The sequence below is a fragment of the Dactylosporangium sp. CA-233914 genome (assembly GCF_050942935.1).
In the GTDB taxonomy this organism is placed as follows: domain Bacteria; phylum Actinomycetota; class Actinomycetes; order Mycobacteriales; family Micromonosporaceae; genus Dactylosporangium.
In genome coordinates this window covers 8,162,463-8,178,723 of the sequence record NZ_CP192030.1, presented here as the reverse complement: position 1 = coordinate 8,178,723, position 16,261 = coordinate 8,162,463, and the positions used below count along the sequence as shown (strand labels likewise).

Annotated in this window: 15 protein-coding genes and 1 pseudogene; 6 read left to right on the top strand and 10 right to left on the bottom strand. The window is 70.6% G+C overall.

All coding sequences use genetic code 11. The features are described 5' to 3' along the window. Position 1: 1 nt before the first annotated feature. The 5 genes and pseudogenes from ACQPY0_RS36435 to ACQPY0_RS36415 form a co-directional block, all read right to left on the bottom strand. Positions 2-1,150, bottom strand: a complete 1,149-nt coding sequence (locus ACQPY0_RS36435) for a hypothetical protein (protein WP_432971216.1) — start codon at positions 1,148-1,150, stop codon at positions 2-4. Between the two features lie 10 nt (positions 1,151-1,160). Then, on the bottom strand, positions 1,161-1,757 hold the full coding sequence (locus tag ACQPY0_RS36430; RefSeq protein WP_432971213.1) for a 5-bromo-4-chloroindolyl phosphate hydrolysis family protein: 597 nt from the start codon (positions 1,755-1,757) through the stop codon (positions 1,161-1,163). After that, positions 1,754-3,394 (bottom strand): vWA domain-containing protein, encoded by a 1,641-nt coding sequence (locus ACQPY0_RS36425; RefSeq protein ID WP_432971210.1) that lies wholly within the window; start codon positions 3,392-3,394, stop codon positions 1,754-1,756. Before ACQPY0_RS36425 ends, ACQPY0_RS36430 begins: the two co-directional genes overlap by 4 nt. A 203-nt stretch (positions 3,395-3,597) precedes the next feature. After that, on the bottom strand, positions 3,598-4,389 hold the full coding sequence (locus ACQPY0_RS36420) for a substrate-binding domain-containing protein (RefSeq protein WP_432995512.1): 792 nt from the start codon (positions 4,387-4,389) through the stop codon (positions 3,598-3,600). Between the two features lie 81 nt (positions 4,390-4,470). Next, positions 4,471-4,635: pseudogene (locus ACQPY0_RS36415) on the bottom strand (LacI family DNA-binding transcriptional regulator); the annotation flags it as partial. Between the two features lie 63 nt (positions 4,636-4,698). On the opposite strand from ACQPY0_RS36415, the gene ACQPY0_RS36410 reads away from it, so the two are divergent. Beyond that, positions 4,699-5,985, top strand: a complete 1,287-nt coding sequence (locus tag ACQPY0_RS36410) for an MFS transporter (RefSeq protein WP_432971208.1) — start codon at positions 4,699-4,701, stop codon at positions 5,983-5,985. Between the two features lie 47 nt (positions 5,986-6,032). Continuing rightward, the gene (locus ACQPY0_RS36405; protein ID WP_432971206.1) at positions 6,033-8,264 is read left to right on the top strand and encodes a glycoside hydrolase family 3 C-terminal domain-containing protein; all 2,232 of its coding nucleotides are present in this window, start codon (positions 6,033-6,035) and stop codon (positions 8,262-8,264) included. A 97-nt stretch (positions 8,265-8,361) separates the two neighbouring features. On the opposite strand, the gene ACQPY0_RS36400 is transcribed toward ACQPY0_RS36405, so the two are convergent. Beyond that, positions 8,362-9,096 carry an SDR family oxidoreductase gene (locus tag ACQPY0_RS36400; RefSeq protein ID WP_432971203.1) on the bottom strand — a complete coding sequence of 245 codons (735 nt, stop codon included), beginning with the start codon at positions 9,094-9,096 and terminating at the stop codon, positions 8,362-8,364. A 133-nt stretch (positions 9,097-9,229) separates the two neighbouring features. Between ACQPY0_RS36400 and ACQPY0_RS36395 the strand changes: the two genes are divergently transcribed. After that, positions 9,230-9,583: a winged helix-turn-helix transcriptional regulator gene (locus tag ACQPY0_RS36395; RefSeq protein WP_432971200.1), complete on the top strand. Its 354-nt coding sequence runs from the start codon at positions 9,230-9,232 to the stop codon at positions 9,581-9,583. Positions 9,584-9,656: 73 nt separating this feature from the next. Here ACQPY0_RS36395 and ACQPY0_RS36390 read toward each other — a convergent pair whose 3' ends face one another. Next, positions 9,657-10,274, bottom strand: coding sequence for a TetR/AcrR family transcriptional regulator (locus ACQPY0_RS36390; RefSeq protein ID WP_432971197.1), 618 nt, complete (start codon positions 10,272-10,274; stop codon positions 9,657-9,659). 83 nt (positions 10,275-10,357) lie between these two features. Here ACQPY0_RS36390 and ACQPY0_RS36385 point away from each other — a divergent pair, with 83 nt between their 5' ends. Further along, positions 10,358-11,203 carry an NmrA family NAD(P)-binding protein gene (locus ACQPY0_RS36385; RefSeq protein WP_432971194.1) on the top strand — a complete coding sequence of 282 codons (846 nt, stop codon included), beginning with the start codon at positions 10,358-10,360 and terminating at the stop codon, positions 11,201-11,203. A gap of 221 nt (positions 11,204-11,424) precedes the next feature. Here the strand turns inward: ACQPY0_RS36385 and ACQPY0_RS36380 are convergent, their stop codons facing one another. After that, a complete protein-coding gene (locus tag ACQPY0_RS36380) occupies positions 11,425-12,255 on the bottom strand; it encodes an SDR family NAD(P)-dependent oxidoreductase (RefSeq protein ID WP_432971191.1) in 831 nt (276 codons plus the stop codon). Between the two features lie 118 nt (positions 12,256-12,373). Here ACQPY0_RS36380 and ACQPY0_RS36375 point away from each other — a divergent pair, with 118 nt between their 5' ends. After that, the gene (locus tag ACQPY0_RS36375; protein WP_432971188.1) at positions 12,374-12,967 is read left to right on the top strand and encodes a TetR/AcrR family transcriptional regulator; all 594 of its coding nucleotides are present in this window, start codon (positions 12,374-12,376) and stop codon (positions 12,965-12,967) included. Here the strand turns inward: ACQPY0_RS36375 and ACQPY0_RS36370 are convergent. Beyond that, a complete protein-coding gene (locus ACQPY0_RS36370; RefSeq protein ID WP_432971185.1) occupies positions 12,940-14,718 on the bottom strand; it encodes an ABC transporter substrate-binding protein in 1,779 nt (592 codons plus the stop codon). The two genes, ACQPY0_RS36375 and ACQPY0_RS36370, sit on opposite strands and share 28 nt — an antisense overlap. Continuing rightward, positions 14,715-15,308, bottom strand: coding sequence for a PadR family transcriptional regulator (locus ACQPY0_RS36365; RefSeq protein WP_432971182.1), 594 nt, complete (start codon positions 15,306-15,308; stop codon positions 14,715-14,717). The genes ACQPY0_RS36370 and ACQPY0_RS36365 overlap by 4 nt, the downstream gene beginning before the upstream one ends. A 72-nt stretch (positions 15,309-15,380) precedes the next feature. Here ACQPY0_RS36365 and ACQPY0_RS36360 point away from each other — a divergent pair, with 72 nt between their 5' ends. Further along, positions 15,381-16,130, top strand: coding sequence for an ABC transporter ATP-binding protein (locus ACQPY0_RS36360; protein WP_432971179.1), 750 nt, complete (start codon positions 15,381-15,383; stop codon positions 16,128-16,130). The last annotated feature ends 131 nt before the right edge of the window (positions 16,131-16,261 follow it).

The window sequence follows — 16,261 nt, the reverse complement described above, 5'->3', positions numbered from 1 at the left end:
CTCATTGGCACTTCTTGGCGTCCTTCATGCAGTCGAGCAGCGCCAAGGTCACGTCGGCGGCCGGCGGCACGGTGGTGTGGATCTGCTCGGCCAGGCTGATGTCCTTGAAGTCGACGACGTTGTTGATGCCGACCTGCACGGCCGAGCGGAAGCCGTACTGCTTCCACGCGCGCGTCTGGATGTCGGCGTCCTTCATCGCCTCGATGAACCGGACGGCGTTCGCGTTGAGCGCGAGCACCGGGTGGTCGCTGTAGATGGTCGGGTCGGGGTACAGCACCCTGATCTTCTTCAGGATGTCAGCACTGCTGGCTCCGGCCTGGACGACCTGCTGAATCAGCTGGCTCTCGTAGCCGGCATAGAGGGGGGACTTGAACTCGCCACCCTGCGTGAGCCACTCCCGGAACCCCGCGTCGGAGCTGCGCGCCTGCAGGCCCTGCGCCTCGTACAGCGCCCGGATGGCCGGCAGCGCCTTGCGCGCCTGGTCGATGTTGGGCGCGGAGAAGACGTCATCGGTCGCGAGGATGTTCAGCTGCAGCTGCGCCAGCACGAAGCCGCTGTTGGACCGGGCGGGGTCGGTGCTCGACATCGTGATCGGGCCGCGCAGTTCGGTGGCGCCGATGCCTTCCCAGGTCTGCTTCTTCGTGATGTAGTCGAGCAGCAGCGTCTTCATGTTGACGATGTAGTACCGGTTCTCGCGCAGCTGGACGATGCCCTTGGCCATGAGCGCGTCGGTGCCGCCCGGCCCGGCGTAGATCACCTCGGGCGACTGCAGGATGTTCTCCGCGCGGTACTCCTTGAAGGCCCCCTGGTGCTGCGCCTCGAAGACGCTCTGCGCGCTGGCGCTGGACGGCCACAGGCAGTCGAGCTTGCGCGCCTTGATCTCGTCGGCGCTCAGCTGCACCTGGTCGTAGGAGCCCATCGGCTGGAAGTTGATCGTCAGGTGGTACTTGTCGTGAAGCACGCGCCTGACTTCTTTGTCGGCCATGAGCTCGGATTTCTCGGAGCCGCCCACGCAGTTCAACGTCGTGTCCGGGGCGGCGGCCGGCGTGTTGTCCGACCGGCCCAGCCTCGTCCACAGAATAGCGGCGGCGACGCACACGACGATCACCGTGGCCAGCCCGATCAGGAACCGGACGCTCGGCAGTCTCAACGTGACTCCTTCATCCCAACTCAGGAAGCTTCGGTGGAGCGACGGTGTCCAGGTTGGCCTTGTACTGCGCGAGGTCGCCCTGGTTGATCAACCGTACGCTCTCCAGGGCGAAGTCCGCGAAACGCTGGAACGCCTCCTCGCCACTGCCGCGCAAGGCCTCCGGATCGCGATACAGCACCGGCTTGCGCTGGATGTCGAGGTACTGGCGCACCGCGCCCTCGAGGCTGCGCAGGTGCCCGCCGATCTGGCTGGCGGTGGAGTACAGGCTGTTCGGCGACTTCGCGCGGACCCGGGCGAACAGCTCCGGCACGTAGTGGCACGCGGACTCGAGCGCCTTGCGCGCGCCGGGCGCGTGAACGTCCTTGGCGAGGCGCTCGATGGCCCGGATGAGCTTGAGCGCCTCGTCCACCTTCTCCTGGGCCTCGTCGGCGTAGTTGTCGCTGCTGACCTGCGCCCGGTTGCGGTCGTCGAGCATGAGATAGACACCGATCGCCGCCGCGACCGCGAGGATCGGCGCCCACAGCACGCTGCCCGTGAGCGCGAAGACGATCCCGAACACCGCCACGGCCGCGACGAGCGCGACCGGGGCGGCGAGCCGTCGCCTCACTTGTACCCCGCCGCCTGACGCAGCGCCGCCACCAGGTCGTTCTGCTGGACGAACGCGCCACCGGTGGCCGACGCGACCTCCTTGAGCTGGCTCGGCTTGGCGTCGCTGCCGAACGCGATCGCGACGACCGGCACGCCGGCGGTCTTCAGGGCCGACAGCGCGGCGTCACGCTCACCGGTCTCCGACTGGCCGTCGGTCATCAGCACGACCAGCCCCTTGCGATCGCCGGTCTGCGGCTTGGCCAGCTCGTCGCCCGCCCGCTTGAGGCAGGTGTACATGTTGGTGCCGCCGTCGGGACTGTACCCGTTGATGTTGTTGGTGAGCCCGTGCAGCGCCGTCGCGTCGTTGCCCTCGACGGTCCAAGGTCCCTCGGCGACCTTGCTGTTGAAGATCGTCACCGTGGTCACGTCCTTCGGGTGGCTCTGCAGGAAGTTCAGCGCCGCCTGGTCCTGGTCGAAGACCTGGTGCGCGGCCGCCTTCACACCGTCCCACCCGCCGTTGCCGGACATGGAACCGCTGCCGTCGAGGCAGTAGTAGGCGTTGACCGGGCGCCGGTAGCGGGTCTGGTAGCGGTCCAGCGCGGCCTGGATGACGGGACCGGACGGGTACTGGATGCCCTGCTCGTTGATCGTCGCCTGGATGCCCCACGCCGGGTTGAAGACGGCGGTGTCCGGGTTGTCGAGGGTCAGCCCGACGCTCGTGGCCGGGCGCCGGCCCAGCTTCAGCAGCTTGGCCTGCGCGTCGCGGTCCTTGAGCAGGTAGTCCTGCAGCTCGTTGAGGATCTGCTTCTTGCCGGCGTCGGCGCCGCTGTTGTGCGGGAGGAAGCCCAGCGGCGCGTCGCTGATCGCGAGCGACCCGCGCGGGTACGCGACGACGAGCGGCTCCTTGCCGGCCTTGGCCAGCTCCTGGTTCTTCTCGATCACCAGATCCTCGTACGTGAACATCGTCCGGCACTCGCCGGGCCGCTCCACGCACTGGTCCATCATCGTGCCGGTCGACGGCGGCGTCTGGTCCATCGCCTTGATGAATCGGGTGATCCCGTCCTCGACCGGCGTCGAGTCCAGCTGCTCCTGGGTGAGCGCCTTGCCCGGCCCGTTGCCGGCGAAGTAGTTCATGAACCCGAACAGCACGGTGGCACCAGAGTTCGACTGGGTCGGGTTGGTCACCCAGACCTTGGTCTGGCCCGACTCCACAGCCTTGAGGATGTCACCGATGGCCACGTCGGTGCGCCCGGCGAAGCCGAGCTTCTGCATCTCGCTCTGCCACCCGGCGAAGACGACCGGGGTCAGGAACATCGTCTTGACGTCCTGCAGCTTCCCGGCCTGGTCGCCGATCTGCGCGAAGACGCTCGAGGCGAACCAGTACGCGTCGTAGTCACCGCTGCCGCTCGCGAGCAGGCGCGCCTGGTCGACCGAGCCCTTCAGCGTGACGTTGCACTGGTACCCCTTGCTCTGGCACCAGGGCTTGACAATCGTGCTGACGACGGTGTCCTGTTCGGTGCCCGCGATGATGTTGAGCGCCTTAGGGCTGGCGTCGTAGCCGCCGGTCGCGTCCGGCGACGGCTTCTTACTGCTGGTGCACCCCGATGCCAGCACCAACGCCGCGATGGCGAGTGCCGTAAACGCCTTGAACCGCACGAACGCTCCGTTCCGACCTACCTGTCCGACCGCCCGACCGCCCCGTGGCGGACGCGATCTCGTTGGTAGCAATGTTCGGTCAACGGAACGGCAAACGAAAAGTGAACAACAGGAATCAAGATTGCGCCGAATGAAGCGAAACCCGGTGACGTTCACGTCGCCGAGCGCGCCGCTCACGCCGTCCCGTCATGACGGCGCCCCGATCACGTCGTCGATCGCGGCACGAGGGTGAAGCGGATGGGCTGCGTGTCGCCGTGCTGGTCGCCCGCTGCCGCGGCGGGCGACCATTCCTCGACCGTCCAGTCGCCGCGGACGGTCGTGAGCGGCGGATGTGACAGCGCCGCGAACTCCAGGTCGTCGGCGCCGATCAGGGCGAGCCCCTCGGGAACCGCGAGCCCGAGCGCGTCGGCCGCGGCGAGGACGCGTAGCGCAGCCAGGTCGTTGTAGCCCGCGACCGCGGTGATGCGGGGTGCCGCGGCGAGCAGGTCCCGCAGCGCCGCCGCGGTCGCCCCGGGGTCGCCGGTCGGCAGCAGCCGCGGATCGGCCATCCCAAGCGCACGGGCGCTTGCGGTCGCCGCATCCCACCTGGCCCGCGTGAGCGGCGCCAACTCCGGATCGGAGAGCGTCGCGAAGGCGATCGCGGTATGGCCGCGCTCTCGCAGATGCTGCAGTTGCATGCGTACCGGCGCCGCCAGCATCTCCGTCATGACGTCGTGCGACGGGATGCCGGAGAAGAACGTCTCGACGCCGTGCTCGCGAAGCAGGTCGCGCCGCGCCTCGTCGAGCGGGAGGATCGTCATCACTGCGGACGGCTGGATCGCCTGTGCGACCTCGGCGAGCAGGCGATGGTCGCCCGAGGCGTGCGGAAGCTGGTGGAAGACGGGAGTGTAGCCGGCGTCCTGCAGCCGGGCGATGAGCTGCTCGGTGACCTGCGGGGTCCACGCGCCGGCCGGCACGTCGTTCAGGTCGACGACGATGATGCGCGATCTGCCCATGGCGAGCGCTCGTGCCGATGCGTTCGGCACGTAGCCGAGCCGCTGAGCGGCTTCGTGGACGCGTCGCCGGGTCGTATCGGGGATACGCCGCCCCTCCGCGTCGTTGAGCACATAGCTCACGGTTGTGCGAGACACTCCGCTGACCCGCGCGACATCGTCCGCGGTGGGACGGCGCGGTCGTGGCTGTGCGTTCACAGCCAGCAGTGTGGCACACGTTGCGGGCGCGGACTTGCGCCCGGAGAGCATGCGCTCCTAGATTGGTGACGCGCTTCACCAGCTGCCGTTCATTCGCCTCCAAGGAGCGGCCCAGTGACCATTCCCGCCTCGTCGAATACTGATCGGCATCCCGTCGCCGCAACCGAGGCGCGGGTCCGCGCCGGCGCAGTGTGGGCGTTCCTTGGCGCCTACCTCGGTGCCTACCTCATCCTCATCGTTCCGGTCGCCACAACGCTCGCCATCAAGGTCGCCGAGGTGGCCGGCGACGGTCGTGCGGCCGCGCTGGGCGTCATCACCGGTCTCGGGGCGCTGGTCGCGCTCATCGCAGGCCCCGTGTTCGGCTTCCTGAGTGATCGCACGACCTCCCGGTGGGGGCGGCGGCGGCCGTGGATTCTCGGCGGCGCCGTGGTTGGCGTAGCGGCCCTGCTCGCGCTCGCGATCTCGCCGACCCCGCTCCTGGTCGGCCTGTTCTGGTGCATCGTGCAGCTCGCGCTCAACGCCACCCTCGTCGGGCTCGCCGCGTTCCTCCCCGACCGAGTGCCCCAGGAGCAGCGCGGGAAGGTGTCGGCCTGGACCGGGATCGCACAGCAGACTGCCCCGTTGATCGGGCTCGTGATCGCCAACGTCGCCCTCGGAGCCGGCGGCGGCACTCTCGGCATGTTCGTCGCGCCGTCGGTGATCGGCCTCATCCTCGTCGTCGTGTTCACCGTCGCGGTCGACGACCCCGCAGCGGATCGCCGGGCGAGCGATGCATCGCCTGCCGAGACCGGACAGGCTCCGGTCACGGTCGCCGCCAGTGCCCGCTGGGACTTCGCCTGGGCATGGATCGGGCGCTTCCTCATCACACTGTCCTTCGCCGCGGCGAACACCTATCAGGTGTACTTCCTCAACGATCGGCTCGACATCCCACTCGAGACCGTGCCCCTCATCCAGCTCGGGCTCGTACTGCTGACGACCGTCTTGATGTCGGCGAGCGCGGCCGCGAGCGGTATCGTCTCCGATCGCATCCGACGCCGGAAACCATTCGTCATCGTGGCATCGATCCTCATCGCGACATCGAGCCTTCTCACCGCCTTCGCGTTCGAGCTCCCGGTGTACATCGTCGCCTCGGCGATCACCGGAGTCGCGATCGGCGCCTATTTCGCGATCGACCTCGCCCTCGTCACCGAGGTGCTGCCCGACCGCGGCGGCGCGGCCGCGCGCGACATGGGCGTCTTCAACATCGCCAATACGCTGCCGCAGTCACTCGCGCCCGCCGGCGCCCCGCTGCTGCTCGCGATCGGCGGCGATGGCTCCAACTACGCGGCGCTCTTTGTCGCCGCGGCGGGCACCGCCGTATTCGGCGCGATCGCGACCATGCCCATCCGGGGCGTGCGCTGACCCGCCGTCCCGCACCCCAGGAGAACCCGGAAGAGCAGGAGAGCACGATGACCCACCCCGCGCTGCCCAAACTCAGCCGACAGGAGAAGGCGCGCCTCGTCAGCGGCGCCGACCTCTGGCACACCGAGTCCGTCGAGCATGCCGGAGTCGATGGCGCGACCCTGACCGACGGGCCCCACGGGCTGCGCCTGCAGGATGCCTCGCAGGACCACCTCGGCGTCTACGGAAGTCGCCCGGCGACCGCCTTCCCCACTGCGACAGCGCTCGGCTCCTCGTGGGATCCCGGGCTTCTGGCCGAGGTCGGCGAGGCGCTCGGGCGGGAAGCACGGGACCAGGGGGTCGACATCCTGCTCGGTCCCGGCGTCAACATGAAACGCTCGCCGCTGTGCGGCCGGAACTTCGAGTATTTCTCCGAAGATCCCCTCCACGCCGGGGTGCTCGGCTCCGCCTGGGTCGCGGGACTGCAGAGCAAGGGGGTCGGGGCCTCGCTCAAGCACTTCGCCGCCAACAACCAGGAGACCGAGCGGATGCGCGTCAGCGCCGAGGTCGACGAGCGCACCCTCCGCGAGATCTATCTCCCCGCCTTCGAGCGGGTCGTGACCACGGCGCAGCCGGCGACCGTGATGTGCTCCTACAACAGGATCAACGGGGTGTTCGCCGCGGAGAACTCCTGGCTGCTCACCGACGTGCTGCGAACCGAATGGGGCTTCGGCGGCTACGTCGTCTCCGACTGGGGCGCGGTTCACGATCCGGCCCGGGCTCTCGCGGCGGGGTTGGATCTCGAGATGCCGTCCTCCGGCGAGCGCAGTCCGGCGTTGATCGTCTCGGCCATCGAGGCAGGGAATCTTCCCGAGGAGACCCTCGACCGCGCAGTCGGTCGTATTCTGACCACGCACGATCGACTTCGCGCCGCACGCACGCCGCTCGACCCCGTGGACTGGGACGCGCATCACGCACTCGCCCGGCGCGCCGCCGCCGCGAGCGCCGTCCTGCTGGAGAACCGCGATGGCTTCCTCCCGCTGGATCCGGCGGACGGCAACACCATCGCCGTGATCGGCGAATTCGCGCGAATCGCACGCTTCCAGGGTGCGGGCAGCTCGCATGTGAACGCGACCCGGGTCGAGGACGCGCTCACCGAGATGCGTACCATCGCTCAGCGAGACCTCGAGTTTGAGCCTGGCTTCGCCACCGACGGCTCGGCGCAGCCCGAACTGCATGATGCCGCGGTGCGGCTCGCGGCGCGAGCGGAAGCCGTGGTGCTGTTCCTCGGGCTCCCCGCCGCGGACGAGTCGGAGGGCTTCGACCGGGAGCACCTCGACCTCCCGGCAGCGCAGCTCGCCCTGTTCGACGCTGTCATCGCCGTCAATCCCCGGGTGGCGGTCGTGCTCAGCAACGGTGGCGCCGTCCGGCTCGACCGCGTCGCCGGTCGCAGCCGCGCGCTGATCGAGATGTGGCTGGGCGGCCAGGCGGCGGGAGGGGCCGCAGCCGACCTGCTGTTCGGGCGCGCGGCCCCGGAGGGGCGCCTCGCCGAGACCATCCCCGTGCGCCTGGAGGAAACCCCGGCGTACATCAACTGGCCGGGCACACGTGACCGGGTGCACTATGGCGAGCGGATCTACATCGGCTATCGGTGGTACGACAAGGTGAGCCGCGAGGTCACCTACCCCTTCGGGCACGGGCTCGGCTACACCAGCTTCGCGTACTCCGACCTGCGGGTGGAGGTACCGGACGCACAAACCCCCGCCGCCACGGTGCGCTTCACGGTGACCAACACCGGCGACCGCGCGGGCGCCGACGTGCCGCAGGTCTACGTTGAAGACGTCGTCTCGTCGGTCGATCGCCCGATTCGCGAGCTCAAGGGCTTCGCCAAGGTGCGGCTCGAGCCCGGCGAGTCCGTCGACGTGGAAGTCGCCCTTGACGAGCGCGCCTTCGCCTTCTGGTCGGACGGTGCCTGGCGAGCCGAGGCCGGCGATTTCCGGATCTGGGTCGGCGCGTCGAGCCGTGACCTTCGCCTGGACGCGACGATCACGCTCGACCTTCCCTATGCCGCCGGCGACCTCACCATCGAGTCCACGATCGGCGAGTGGTTCGCGCATCCAGCCGGGGCCCCGCTCGCGATGGGCGCGCTGAGCGCGCTCGGCGGCGAGGGCGGCGGAGTCGACCTCACGCAGGGGGAGCTGTTCAAGATGATCGCGCAGCTTCCGCTTCCCCGGATCTTCGACCTCACCGGTCGCGATGGCCAGGTGGAGGTCCGGGGGCTACTCGCCGCACTTGATTGACCGCGCGCGACCGGGTGCCTCCTGAATGAACGTAGTGACAGCGTCCACGGAGGCCCCGCGTCGCGGCGCGGCAGCGGCGCGCGGCAAAGCGACGCGCTCAGTTGAGAACGGTGTAGCCGGCATCCACGGGGATGCGGGCGCCGGACACGGCGCCGAATCCGCTCGCGAGCACCGTGGCGATCACCGTGGCGACGTCCTCGGGGTCGAGCATCCGGCCCAGGGTCGACCGGCGAGCGAATGCCGCCTCGGTCTCGGCGGTGCGCATCGCCGCCGTGGCCTCGGTGCGCACCGGGCCGGGCGCGACCGTGTTCACCGCAATCCCGTGCCGGCCGGCTTCCGCGGCGACGTGCCGTGCGAACGTGTCGAGCGCCGCCTTCGCGGTGGCGTGGGCGACCGTGCCCGGGCGCAGCAGGTCGGCGCTGAGGCTGGAGACGTACACGATGCCGCCACCGCCCTGTCGGCGCATGCGTTCAAGAACGAGCCGGGTCACGTGGAAGACCGCGGCGAGCTCGCCGGTGACCTTGCCGGCGAAGTCGTCCCAGGACAGCTCGGCCAGCGGCGCGAACGGCGGCGGGATGTTGGCGTTGCAGACGAGTGCGTCGACCCGTGTGCAGGCGTCGACCAGGTCCGCCACCGCGCCGGGGTCGCAGACGTCGGCCCGCACCGCCCGGGCGGTCCCGCCGTCCGTCTCGATCGCCCGTACCACCGCCGCGGCGGCGTCCGCGTCGCGGCGGTAGTTGACGACGACGTGGTATCCACGCCTGCCCAGTTCCCGTGCTGTCGCGGCGCCGATGCCACGACCTGCGCCGGTGACGAGTGCGATCCGGTCCATTCCGCAGACCTCCGTTCCTGTACGACCTCAAGACCAGACGATAGGTACTGGGCAAACGAATAGTAAGTACCTACCCTGAGGGAAGCCCCGAACCGTCCGGTCGGCGTGCACCTCAGGGACCTCGGAGCGCCGCATGCGTGACGCGTTTCACCGCGACTGCCCGGCGCGGGTCGTGCTCGACCACGTCGCCAGCCGCTGGGCGGTGCTGGTGCTGACCGCCCTGCGCGATGGTCCGCTGCGCTTCTACGAGTTGCGGACCAGGATCGAGGGCATCAGCGAGAAGATGCTGTCGCAGACACTGCGCACACTCGTGGGCGACGGGTTCGTCGCCCGCACCGTCGTTCCGGCGACACCCCCGCAGGTCAGCTACGACCTGACACCCCTCGGCGCGGGGATCACCGAGTCGCTGCGCGCGCTGTTCGACTGGATCCGCGACCACGCCGAGGACATCCTGGCCGCTCAGGAGCGCCGTGGTCCCGGCACCTGAGACCGGCGAGCGTCGCAGCGGCTGCGTGCGGCGCGGTGGCATCCCTGCGCACTCTCGGCGCCCACCTGCACCGTCACTGCTCGACGATCGAACCGTTCACCTCGCCCGGCCCGGCCGGTGCGGGACGCATGCCGGCCACGGCGAAGGTCAGCAGCCGGTCGGCCTGCTCCGCCGATCCGTGGCCGCGCAGCCACGCGGCCGCATTCATCAGCGCGAACACGTCGTTGCCGGTGACATCGGCGCGGATCGCGCCGCTCGCGCGGGCCCGCTCGACGATACGCTCGCCGATCGCCGTCATCCGCACGCAGCTCGTGTGCAGCTCGGACGCCTCGTCGTCCAGGCCGTCGACGAGCACGCCGGCGAGGCCCTGGTAGGCGGCCGCGTGGTCGGCCACCGCGCGGAGCCAGGCCGCCAGTGCCTCCTCCTCCGCCTCCTGCGGCGGCAGTTCCAGCAACCGGTCGCCGAGCGCGAACAGCGCCTCGTTGCGTTCGCGCAGCAGCGCGCCGAGCAGCACGCGGCGGTTCGGGAAATGGCCGTACAGCGTGCCGATCGCGACGCCGGCGCGGCGCGCGATCTGCTCCAGCGGTGCGTCGACGCCGTGCTCACGGAACGCCGCCTCGGCCGCCACGAGCAGCAGTTCGGCGTTGCGTTGCGCGTCGGCGCGGGGCCGGCGTGGCCGGTTGCTCGACACGATGCCTCCTTGACGGATAAGTCGAGGTACCCTCAGAATAAGTCCTGAGGCGCCCTCAGGTTAGCGGCTGAACGGAGTTTGACATGATCCTGGTGACCGCGGCGACCGGTTCGATCGGCACCCACCTCGTGCGGCGTCTGCGCACGCTCGGCGTGCCGTTGCGGGCCATGGTGCGCGACGAGGCCCGCGGCCGGGCCCTCGGCTGCGACGTCGTCGTCGGCGACTTCGACGATCCGGACTCGGTCGCCGCCGCGCTCGACGGCGTCGACCGGCTGTTCCTCAACGGTGCCGGCGCCGTCCCGGTGCCCGGGCCGCAGCCGATGGTCCGCCAGCAGATCGCCGCGATCGACGCTGCCGTGGCGGCGGGGGTCGAGGCGATCGTGAAGGTCTCGGTCTGGGGTGCCCGCCGGGGTGGCCGGCTCGCCGAGGGTGCGCACTGGGAGATCGAGCAGCACCTCAAGGCAGCCCCGGTCGCCTGGTCACTGCTGCAGCCGGGCGGCTTCATGCAGAGCTTCCGCACCGGTGCCGGTGCCTTCTCGGACGCCGGAGACCTCATCGGGCTCGCCGGCGACTGGCGGGTGTCGTACATCGACTGCGCCGACATCGCCGCGTGCGCGGCCGTCCTGCTGACCGGCGCCGAGCGGGGCGGTGGCACGTTCGTGCTCACCGGTCCGGAGGCACTGACCCAGGCGGAGGTCGCGGCAAAGCTGTCCGCCGCGTCCGGCCGGCCGGTGCGGTTCGTCGGACTGTCGCCGCAGGAGATGACGGCGCGGCTCACCGCGCAGGGCATGCCCGCGCAGTCCGCCGCCGACGTGGTCGCGCTGTGGCGCGGCGTCGCGTCCGGTGCGTTGTCCGCGGTCACTCCGACCGTACGCGAACTGACCGGCGTCGAGCCACGCACGTTCGACGAGTTCCTGGCCGCGCGGTGACCTGCCGGTCGTAGCAGGGCGGGCTGGGGGAGAGCGGGGGCCGGCCGTCCGATTTGCGGACTTCATGTGCCGTCTGGGTCATCCTGGTGCGTGCCCGGCCGCGGCCAGCCCGGCGGCTGATCAGCCATCGGCCGTCTTCGTGTTCGAAGTCGTCTTCGACCGCGGTTGCCAGCCGTCGCTTCTTTCGCCAGTGCGTCAGGAGTTCCAAATCGCGCGGACGATCAGTTGCCGGCGTCGGCAATCCTGACCGACGTGGCGAGGCGGCTGATGTCGTGTTCGTCGTCGGGCCCTTCGCTGAGGGGGGCCCTCTTGGCGCCTCGGTAGGCGGAGCGTCCGCCGGGGGGATCGGCGATCAGCGCGACGAGCGGTTGGACCGCTTTGTCAGGCTCCTGGCCGATGAGGGGTGCGAGCAGGGCCGAGGCCCACCTCATCGCCGGTCCGACGTTGCCGGCGAAGCTGGTCTTGACCAGCCTGCTCGGTCCCCAGGTGATGTAGCTGACCTTCGGATCGCGCGTAGCCAGGATGCCGAGGAGTTCGTTGGCGCGGCGTTGCTGGGCGTTGGACCGGGCGAAGCTGAAGGTTCTGGCCGATTCAAGGTCGTCGAAGTCGATCGCCCCGGGCTTGGTGCCGGGCACCGAGGTGTTGATGATGACCGGCCGGTCGGCGGACACGAGCAGGTCTGCGAGGCCGGTGACGAAGAGGTACTTGGACACGAAGAACAGCACCCACGACGCTTCGTGCCCTTCGGCGGTGACGTGGCGCTGTTGGCGTATGAACGACGCCGCCAGGATGAGCACGTCGATCCGCTCGTAACGCTCCTTGAGTTGCTCCACCACGCCCGTGCTTTCGGCGATCAGTGACAGGTCGGCGCCGATGAAGTGCGCCCGCTCGGCGATCGAGGGTGCGCCTTCGGTGGTGAGCGCGGCGACGAGCGCGTCGAACTTGGCCTGGCTGCGGCCCACGACGGTCACGTCGTCGCCCTGTCGCAGATAGTGGCGTGCCAGCGCCGCTCCCATGCCGTCGGTGCCGCCGGTGACCACCACGGTCTTCATGTCGCGCCTCCCCATCGCCGGAACTGGTGTTCCGTTTTTTCGAGGCTAGCACATCGGAACGCGGGTTCCGGATTGATAGGATCAGAGCATGACGGAGGTGCAACGACAGCGGCGCGATGTGGTCGCCAACCGCGCCCGGATCATCAACGCCGCGACGGCCATGCTGCGCGAGCACGGCCTGAGCACCGACATGCGCGCGATCGCCAAGGAAGCGGGCGTGGGGATCGGCACGCTCTACCGGCATTTCCCAACGCGTGAGCACCTCGTGCACGAGATCACCGGCGTCGACCTGACCCGACTCGCTGCCTCCGGGCTTCCCCCGCACCTACCGGCCATCGACGCGCTGCGACAGTTCTTCACCGCCGCTCTCGACCACCTCGCGCGCAACCGGGCCCTGGTTGACCTGCTCGCCAGTGCCGAGGTGTCCGACACCGACATGGAGCAGTGCGTGAACCACCTGACCGGCATCGGCCGCGAAGCCGTCGCCCGCTCCGAGGATGATCGGACGCTGGCCACCGACGTCACCGAAACCGACATCGCCTACCAGTTCCTCGCCTTGGTACGCATCATCCAGCTTCTCCCGGACGGGCGGGCTGGTGACATCAGGCATTACGTGAACATGACCCTGCGCGGTATCGAGAATCGGCAATCCCTGACTCCGGACCCCGGACATCGACGACCGGGTCAGGCGCGGATCCACAGGGCGGGGTAGGGCAGTGTGCCGTAGGCCGGCCAGATGTACGCGTCGCCGATGCCGATGCCCACCCGGCGGCGCTCGCGATCGAAGCGCAGCGGGATCGCCACGGCCTGCGCCATCGCGGTGCGGTTGAGCCGGGCCCAGGCGCGGGCCGCGGCCGCCGGGTCGGGCTCGGCCGCCGCCGTCGCCGCGTCGGCGGCGAACGAGCGGTCGTCGTAACGCGACAGATCGTGGCCGCCGGACATCGTCAGCAGCTGCGGGATGACCGTCGCCGCGCTCGGCCAGTCGGCCCCCCACGCCGAGAGCATGAGCTCGCCTGCGGTCGCGGGGTCGGAGATCGTGCGGTAGTACTGCGCCCGGCCGATCGGCCGTGCGGTGACCTCGATGCCGGCCCGCCGCAGCGAGTCCACGATCGCCCGGGCGACAGGGTCGTTGGCCGGCGCCTGGTCGTAGTCCAGCGTCAGCGCGGGCATCGGCGCGCCCGAGCGCTCGATCAGCCGGCGGGCGTAGGCGGGGTCGCCGTGCTCGCCGATGCGCTGGCCGAGCAGCGAGTCCCACAGGTGCGTCGGCTCGTGCGCGGCCCCCAGGCTGGGGCTGATCAGCCCGTCGGCCTCGGTGCCCGGCGGCGACCCGAACGCGGCGTTGACCGCGGCCCGGTCGACCGCGGCCAGGATGGCCTGCCGCTGGCCCAGCCGCGCCACCTTGCGGGTGTCGATGGCCAGGTAGCGCACGAATGGCTGAAATCCCTCGATCCGCCGCCCGGGCCCGTCGGTGCCGGGATCGGCATCCGCGCCGGTGTCGGCCAGCGCGCTGGCCGGGCCGGTGTCCGAGGCGAGCCGCGCGGTGACCGTGGCGGCGCTGAGCCCCGAGTCGAGCTCGATGCGGTCCGGGTAGGCGGGCCGGTAGGGGTCGCTGGCGCGGCTCCAGCGCTCGTTGCGCACGAGCACGAGCCGCTCGCCGGGCACGTTCTCCGCGATCCGGTACGGCCCGGAGGCGACCGGATGCCCTTCGTAGCCGGTGCCGGTGTCGGCCCGCCGCGGCACCGGGCTGAACGCCAGCTGCGACACGGCGCCGTTGAAGTCGCCGACCGGCCGGGCCAGGCGGAAGGTGATCGAGCGCTGGTCGGCCGAGCAGGTGACCGCCCGGTCGAAGGCGGCCACGTCGTTGCCCTGGGTCGCATACGGCCCGTGGTAGGTCGGCTGTCCAGTGGCGTCGAGCGGGATGTCCAGCAGCCGGACGCCGGCGGCGCGGGGCCCCGGCAGCTCCCGGGTGGCGAAGGCGCGAGCTACGCCGTACTTCACGTCGTCGCAGCCGATCGGCGCGCCGTCCTCGAAGGACACTCCGGCGCGCAGGGTGAACGTCCAGGCGCTCGCGTCCGCGCTGGGCCGGCCGGTGTCGGTGGCCAGGTCGGGCACGAGGCGCCCGCCGTCCGGCGCCGGCTGGTACGCGGTCAGCGTGCGCTGCAGGAAGCCGCCGGCCAGGGCCGCGTCCTCGGCCACGACGTCCAGCTGGGGGTCCAGGTGGGCGATACCGTGGTCGGTGCGCAGCAGGTGCAGCGTCCCGCCGGCGCGCGGCCGCTCGGGCGGCTCCGGCGCGTCGCTGCACGACGAGAGCAGGAACAGCAGTGCGAGCAGGCGCGCCAGCGCGCGGGTCGCCGCCCTTCCGCGCGATGGGTCCGTGGCCCCGCTCCTCGATCCTCGTTGTCCGACGCTTCGAGGTCTACCGGCGCAATGTGACGACGACGTGACGCCGGGGTGGCATTTCACATGGCGGCACGCGTGGACGCGCGCCCGGTCGCCGGCGGGGCGGCCGAGTCCTCGACCTGGACGGCCAGCTGCGGGTGGTGCGCACGCTCCTCGGCCGCGTCGATCAGCTTCAGGTCGGCCTGGGTGTGCAGGATCGCCGCGTCGATGGTGAGGGCGGCCAGCGGCTCGTCGCGGTGCTGCCGGCGTAGCCCGCGCAGCGTCTGCAGCTCGGCCATCCGGGCGTTGCGCTGGGTCCGGCAGACCTCGAGCACGGCGTCGGGGCCGCGCCGGGCCGCCGCCAGCACCTTGAGCAGGAAGTCGTCGCGGAAGCCGGCCGTGCGCACCACCGGCTCGGCCAGCCACGAGTCCAGCTCACGCCGGCCGGCGGCGGTGATCTTGTAGATGGTCCGGTCGGGGCGGCGGGTCTCCTGCTGCACCGTGCGCCCGGTGACCAGGCCGTCGCGGGACAGCCGGTCGAGGATCTGGTAGACGTGGCCGATGTTGAACCCACCCCACTGCGGCCCGACCGCCCGCTCGAAGCTGCTGCGCAGCTGGTAGCCGTAGCTCGGCCCATCGGTCAGCAGGGCGAGCACGGCGTGTTGGATAGGCACGGCCTACAGTCTAGGGACATCCGGGCAGCCCGCTGGTTGCGCACACCGGGTCGTCGACGGAGGGACCGTGCGATGAGCGACGAGACGTCCGAGCGGGGTGCCCGGGTCTCCCTCGTCGGGGTCACCCGCCGATACCGGCAGGGCAACGCCACGGTGACCGCCGTCGACGACGTGACCCTCGACATCGAACCCGGCCAGACGCTCGCCCTCACCGGGCCGTCGGGCTCGGGCAAGTCGAGCCTGTTGCACCTCATCGGCGCGCTGGAGCGGCCCGACCAGGGCGAGGTCGTGGTCGACGGGGTGGCGCTGCACACGCTGTCGCGCCGGGCGGCCGCCCGGCATCGGGCCGGCGTCGGGCTCATCTTCCAGAACTACCGGCTGCTGGCGACCCTGAGTGCGGCCGACAACGTGCTGCTGCCGGTGCTGCCGCTGCGGGTGGACTTCGACAAGCGGGCCCGCGCCCGTGAGCTGCTCGACGCGGTGGGCCTGGCCGCCGTGGCCGACGTGCCGGCCGAGCAGCTCTCGGGCGGGCAGCGGCAGCGGGTCGCGGTGGCCCGGGCCCTGGTCAACCGGCCCCGTCTGCTGCTGGCCGACGAGCCGACCGGGAGCCTGGACTCCCGCACCGGGGAGGATCTGCTCGACCTGCTGGCCGACGTGCAGCAGGCGCACGGCATGACGATGGTGCTGGCCACCCACGACCCGGCCGTGGCCGCGCAGTGCGGCCGGCTGGTGCGGCTGCGCGACGGGGCGGTCGTCGACGACCACCGGCTGGACGCCCCCGATTCCGACGCGATGCTGCGCCGCGTCACCGGGCCGGGCTGACGGTCGAGGGCCGATGGTTGATCGGGGCTGATCCATGGATGGCAGGCAGGGGTAGAAGAGGCGAACAACGAATACATAGTCGCTAGGTGCCTTGACCCAACGTAGTCATGCTCTTACCGTCGTGGACTGTC

Coding starts and splice junctions, on each gene's coding strand:
- ACQPY0_RS36405 (WP_432971206.1), top strand. CDS start 6,033: ATGACCCACCCCGCGCTGCCCAAACTCAGCCGACAGGAGAAGGCGCGC.
- ACQPY0_RS36420 (WP_432995512.1), bottom strand. CDS start 4,389: ATGGGCAGATCGCGCATCATCGTCGTCGACCTGAACGACGTGCCGGCC.
- ACQPY0_RS36400 (WP_432971203.1), bottom strand. CDS start 9,096: ATGGACCGGATCGCACTCGTCACCGGCGCAGGTCGTGGCATCGGCGCC.
- ACQPY0_RS36360 (WP_432971179.1), top strand. CDS start 15,381: ATGAGCGACGAGACGTCCGAGCGGGGTGCCCGGGTCTCCCTCGTCGGG.
- ACQPY0_RS36395 (WP_432971200.1), top strand. CDS start 9,230: ATGCGTGACGCGTTTCACCGCGACTGCCCGGCGCGGGTCGTGCTCGAC.
- ACQPY0_RS36380 (WP_432971191.1), bottom strand. CDS start 12,255: ATGAAGACCGTGGTGGTCACCGGCGGCACCGACGGCATGGGAGCGGCG.
- ACQPY0_RS36385 (WP_432971194.1), top strand. CDS start 10,358: ATGATCCTGGTGACCGCGGCGACCGGTTCGATCGGCACCCACCTCGTG.